The sequence below is a fragment of the Pseudomonadota bacterium genome (genome assembly GCA_022361155.1).
Taxonomy (GTDB): Bacteria; Myxococcota_A; Polyangia; order Polyangiales; family JAKSBK01; genus JAKSBK01.
In genome coordinates, this window is the sequence record JAKSBK010000605.1 from 1 (window position 1) to 5,903 (window position 5,903).

Annotated in this window: 3 protein-coding genes; 1 reads left to right on the forward strand and 2 read right to left on the reverse strand. The window is 65.0% G+C overall.

Translation table 11 applies throughout. The annotated features are described in order from the left end of the window. The coding region (locus MJD61_22825; GenBank protein MCG8558095.1) for a PQQ-like beta-propeller repeat protein at positions 1-2,033 on the reverse strand (2,033 nt) is incomplete at its 3' end. After that, a complete protein-coding gene (locus tag MJD61_22830; GenBank protein ID MCG8558096.1) occupies positions 2,030-2,794 on the reverse strand; it encodes a HEAT repeat domain-containing protein in 765 nt (254 codons plus the stop codon). The genes MJD61_22825 and MJD61_22830, both read right to left, overlap by 4 nt. Before the next feature lie 632 nt (positions 2,795-3,426). On the opposite strand from MJD61_22830, the gene MJD61_22835 reads away from it, so the two are divergent. After that, positions 3,427-5,903 (forward strand): protein kinase (locus MJD61_22835; GenBank protein ID MCG8558097.1); only part of this gene is annotated, 2,477 nt, incomplete at its 3' end.

Below are 5,903 nucleotides of genomic sequence, written 5' to 3' on the forward strand. Positions count from 1 at the left end.
GGATCGATCACGAACGCGATGCGGACCTCGGTGAGCATCGGTCCCCGAGCGATCTCAGGCCGCAAGCAGCGACGCACGGCATCGACATGCGGCGCAAACTGGGCTCGGATCTGTGCCTGCGAAAGCGCTGCGACGCGCGTCGGCTCGTCTCGCCGTTTCGACTCGCGTGCAAGCTCGCTCGTTCCCGGCTGCGCAAGACGCTCTCGGGCCGCGATCACGATCGCAGGTAGCGCGTCGCGACGCCGCGATAGCGCCTCCACAAGCGCTCGCCCTTCCACGCCGCCGTGTTTGAGCAAGCCCGAAATGGCGATGATCAGGGCCTGAGGAGTTGACTGGAAGGAGCTGTCCGCATGGTAGAGTCGGACGAATTGGGCCAGGGCCGGAACCACCACGGGTGAACCCAAGGCCACGACAGCTGTCGCCAGCGGTTCGAGATCTTCGAGTTTCGTTTCGTGGTCCAGGAGGTGGCGCACGAGCGCCGGCACGGCATTCCGCACGCTTCGTCTGGCGAGCACCGGCGCGATCAGCGCCAGCGGCGGCGACCGGGAGCCCCGCAAGAAATCGAAGTGCGACCGCAGAGCTTCCACCAGGTAGTGCTGGCCCACGGAGCGCTCGCCAAGCGTCTCAACGATCTGCTCGCGCAGGAAGCGAGGCGTCGTGGGCTGTGCGAAGAGCTCCAACAAGTCTTGCGTCACTTCCGGTATCTGCAGCAACGCGAGCTGCTCGACGGCATACGCCCGCGCCAATACGAGACGGTTGTCCCGGTCGAACGCGATGGCGGTCAGCGCTGCCCGCAGCGACGGCTCTGTTTCGCATGGCTGCCCGGTTCCGCTTCCGCCAGCGCGTGGCGTTTCGCGCAAAGGCAGCCCCTGAGCCACGTCCATGGTCGCTGCCACGAGCGCTACTGCGGCGCTGGCACGCCACAGGATCCGCCCGCTGGCGTGGTCAAGCAACAGGAAGCCGCCTTGCTTGTCCATGACCGCCAGACCGGCGGCAGTGGCCTGAGACGAGATGGCGTCGTGCTCGAGCACTGCCGCCCACTCGAGCTGCCCGGAGTCCCCGAGAGCAAAGACATAGCGATAAAAGACGAAGTATGCCCGGCCGCCGGCGAGGCCGACGGGTTGTTCCGGTTGACTTGCGAAGCGGAAGCGCAGGGCGATGTGCTCGGCCCTGGGACCCGCGTCATCCCAGGCGTCGGATCCACCGTTGCGGAGCCGGGGCCGTGCGGGCAGCGGTCCAAAGTCGAACGATCGGTACGTGCTTCGATCTCGGGTCCCGCCGTGGGATCGGTCGCTCCAGAGGTAGGCGACCTTTGTGCCGTAGAACACACCGGCGGGCGTGGCCTCTACCCAAGAAATCGTGTCGTCGGTACTGCGGATCCGAGCGCGCTCTTTGCCGGTCGCCGCTTCGAGCACCACGAGGCTTTGCTGGTTCCACGGAACGAAAACGAGCCCCGAGCTGGCCGCGGGTCGGCCGAGAGCTCCCGGGACATCGTGGCGCCAGAGCGTTGCACCTGTACGCGCGCTCAGACAGCGAAGGATGCCAAGGCGCCGGCCAGCAGTGTCCTTACGACTCACGATGAAGACCCGATCCCCATCAGCCTGCGCGCCAACAGGGCTTTGCCCCAGACTCGGGACTCGCCAACGTTCACGCCCGCTCAGCAACTCGCGTGCAACGATCCAGTCGCTGCCGGGCACGAGTACGAGGTCGGCCAAGATCACGGGCGTACCTCGAGCTCGCTGCCGAACGCGCCACAGCACGCGATCCTGCCTGACGTCGAACGCCAGAACCCTTTGGGGCCTGCCTTGGGTGACAGCAACGATCAACGAGGCACCGAGGTTGCTTCGAGCGGGGCTTGCGGTTGGGCGCGCCGCCAGCATGGCCGATACCGCTGCCGTGTGAGCCGGCCTGTTGTCGGGGAATTTGGTGTCGAACGCCGTGGGCACCACCGGGGCGCAACCCGCGCAGCACAGAAAGGTGGCAGCGACGGCGTTGACGTGGAGACTGCGGCCCCCGCCCCAGATAGTCTTCATGGCGGCTTGACTCCTGTTCGAAGCGGCGTCTTCCGAATGCGACGGATAGCAGACCCCATTGCCGCTTTGAGCCTCGGATGTCCGACGCGGGGGAGCCTCGATAGCTGCGATTGTAGAAAGGTCCGTGCTGTTGGCGTCGCTAGCTCGCGAAGCGCTGCGACGATGCTTAACTTGGCTTGGTCGTCGAGGTCGGAACGCGCCAGGTATTGCTCGTAGCCGGCGAGCACGGCACGCAGGGGTATCCGTCCTGTGTAGCGGGTGAAGCGCTCGACGCTTGCCGCGTCTCCGAGCCTGCCGATCGCTTTGCTTGCTGCAAAAACGCCGCGCTCCAAAGCCACGAAAAGGGTGCCCACATGACCGCTCGCATCCCGTTCGGCGAGAGCAAGCGCAGCTGCGGTGCGCACACCCGGATCGCTGTCACGCAGCCCCTGAAGCAGCAACGGAACCACGCCGCCGTATCGAGCGCGACCCTGCCGGACGCGACCCTGCCGGATGCGACCCAACGCAGCATAGGCGCGTCGCCGCGCAGCGGTGCGGCGATGCTGGGCGAACAGGCTCAAGACCGGTATGGCTTCGACACGCCCGATGCGGCCCAGCGCGTCAAGCACGTGATCGGTCAGCTCGTCCGACTGGCCCTCGCGCACAAAGGCGTCAAGCACGCGGACCGGCTCGGAAGCGCGACCGAGTCTGCACAGCTGGTCAACGGCTTGCTTCTGCCCCGCAACGTCAGCCGAGCGCAGGCGCAGTGCCAGCCGGGCCAACTCACTTCTGCGAGCACTGGCGGCCGGTTTCGTCGAGACGGCCGACTGCGCGTGAGCCGGCACCGGAACAGTCGCGAGTGCAGCAAGGAAGGCAATCGAGACAAGCCCAAGGCGGCGGGTCAAAACAGCTTCTTCATTTCGACTCCGATCCATCCCGCCCGGCGATGTTGCGCCACCTTTAGGACCCGCGGGAGAATAACTCGTCTGTATCGCCGAGGGCCGGGCGCCGTTGGCAAGGCGCAACGACGAGGAATATTGGGGATATTTCGAGGAGGCGCAATATAGCCAGCGGTGGTCGGAACCGGTGAGATGGATGAGTCATTCTTCCGCGGGCCCTTAGGTACAGAGAGTACGCGCGCCGCGGCGCGCCTTGCCCGCCGGTCGCCGCGAGGCCGATCCGGCCCACCCGTGTTGACCGGACGCCCAAGAGTCAGGGAGCGGTTCATGCGACATTTGCTTGCAATGTAAGTGAGAGCAGGGATTTCACACACACTGTCGCTTGACCGAGGCATTGCCCGATGTAGACTGCGTCGCCCGAGAGGCGGTTGGTTGTGCCCGCTTGCGGTTTACGTGCCGGATGATCTCCGTTGGCGTGCCGGATGCGGGGGGTTCTGGCAACATATGAGTTTGAAGTGAGCAACCTCATCCCCTTCGGCAAGTATTTTCTGCTTGAGCGAATCAACGTTGGCGGTATGGCCGAGGTGTTCAAGGCCAAGGCCACCGGGGTGGAGGGGTTTGAGCGACTGCTGGCCGTCAAGCGCATCTTGCCCAACATCGCGGAGGACGATGAGTTCATCACGATGTTCATCGACGAGGCCAAGATCGCAGAGCAGCTACAACACGACAACATCGCTCAGACCTTCGACCTTGGTAAGGTCAACGACAGCTACTACATCGCGATGGAGTTCGTGCACGGCAAGGACCTGCGCGCTTTCTTCAACCGCGCACGGTCGCAGGGAGAGCGCCTACCGATCCCGCTATGCGTCTACGTCCTTTCGAAGGTCTGCGAGGGCATGGACTACGCCCACACCAAGAAGAGCGCCGCGGGCCGTCCGCTCAACGTGGTACACCGCGACGTTTCGCCCCAGAACGTGCTGATTTCGTACGATGGTGGCGTGAAGATCATCGACTTCGGGATTGCCAAGGCCGCGGGCAAGGCGGGCAAGACGCAGGCCGGTATTCTGAAGGGGAAGTTCGGCTACATGTCGCCGGAGCAGGTACAGGGCCTGGAGCTCGATCAACGCAGCGATATTTTCGGCCTGGGAATCTGCCTTTACGAGGTCTTGACCAGCGAGCGCTTGTTCGTCGGCGAGAGCGACTTCTCGACGCTGGAGAAGATCCGTAACGTCGATATCCTGCCCCCGAGCAGCTACAACCCCGATATCCCTGAGGAGCTCGAACGCATCGTCCTGAAGGCTCTGGCTCGCGATCGTGAAGACCGCTACCAGAGGGCCTCGGAGATGTTTGAGGACTTGCAGCAGTTCGATCGCTCCACCAAGGTGCGTTTTGGTCGCAAGGACCTGAGCGCGTTCATGCGCACGGCGTTTGCCGATGACATCGCGAAGGAAACGGAGGTCGCTTCGCAGGCTGATGCGGCGCACGATCTCCAGATCTTCGACGATTTGGCTCCCGCGCCAGGCACCGGTTCTACACCAGGGGCATCGCTTCCGGCTGCGCCGCCTTCTGCAGGACCCGCGCCAGCAGCCCCACGTAGGAAGTCGACGCTGCTCGGGGTTGCGCCGCCCGCTGCGGCCCCTTCTTCGCAGGCGATGGGCGCTTCGCAGCCGCTGGGCGCAGAACAACGGGCGGGACCCACTCAACCGCCGCCGCCAGCATCGGCCCGATCCTCGGACCGGTCGCCGGCAGCTCCTGCCGAGGGCGCCCCGCTACCTCCGGCGCCAACGCCGCCTGTCGCACCGGCCTCGGACGGCAGCGAGCACGGGACCGGCTCAGGGCCCCAGCAGCCTCCGACCAACGGCAGCGGAGATGGACCGGTCGGGCTCGACATGGACTGGGACGAAGAAGAGCTCAGTACCCAGATCTACGATCGGCCCGAGGACCTGCAAGCGGCGATCGCGTCGGGGCCGGCGCCGTACGCCTCGTCCGGCAGCGACTCCTCCGCGTCACCATCGGTGTCCCGAGCCGAGGGGACAGGCACCGGGCCGAGACTACAAGGCAGTTCCATTCCGTTCGGGGGCGCATTGCCCGTGCCCAGCCAAAGCGCTGGCCCGCGTAAGGGAGTGTTCGCTCTCGTGGCGGCCGGGTTGGCTCTGGTAGCGGCTGTCGCGTTCCTGCTCACCACGCGGGTTGAAGGCGCGACGATCAGGTTGACCACCGAGCCCAAGGAGTGCCAGGTGCTGCTCGATGGCGAGCCCATTCAAGGCAGCAGTCCATTCGACGTACCGGACGTGTCGCCAGGGCCTCACAAACTGGAGGTCCGACGTGCCGGCTACCGGACCTGGAGGCAGACCGTTGACGTGCCGCGGTACGGCACGCTGTGGGTGCCGGTCGAGTTGATCAAGGCCGAAACGGGGATCGAGATCGACTCGGATCCTCGGGACGCCAAAGTGCTCATAGATGGCCACGAGCTGGCCATGCGCACGCCTCTCGTCGAGACCGGAATCGCACCCGGCAAGCACCTGGTGCGCATCGAGCACCCCAAGCACAGTCCGGTTGTATATCCGGTGGAGTTGAAGGAAGGCGAAGTACTGCGCTTCATCGGAGAGCATCGGTTTCAGCTGCCCCCCCTATCCACTGTGGTGGCGATCGAATCCAAACCGCCGGGAGCACTCGTGGTCATCACGCGTGGCTCGGAACAGCGAGAGCTGGGCACGACGCCGCTGCGCGCGAAGGTGGATCTGGCCGGCGGCGACTGGAGGCTCCGTGCAACCAAGGAGGGCTACAGCTCCCACTCCTCCCGTCTCAGGATTCCACGAAGCGAACCCAAGGTCATATCGTTCAAGCTACATCGAAGGAGAGGCGATTCCTCGAGCGAAGGGGAGCGCCCTGTCGATGCCAAGCGCCCTGTCGATGCCAAGCGCCCTGTCGATGCCAAGCGCCCTGTCGATGCCAAGCGCCCTGTCGATGCCAAGCGCCCTGTCGATGCCAA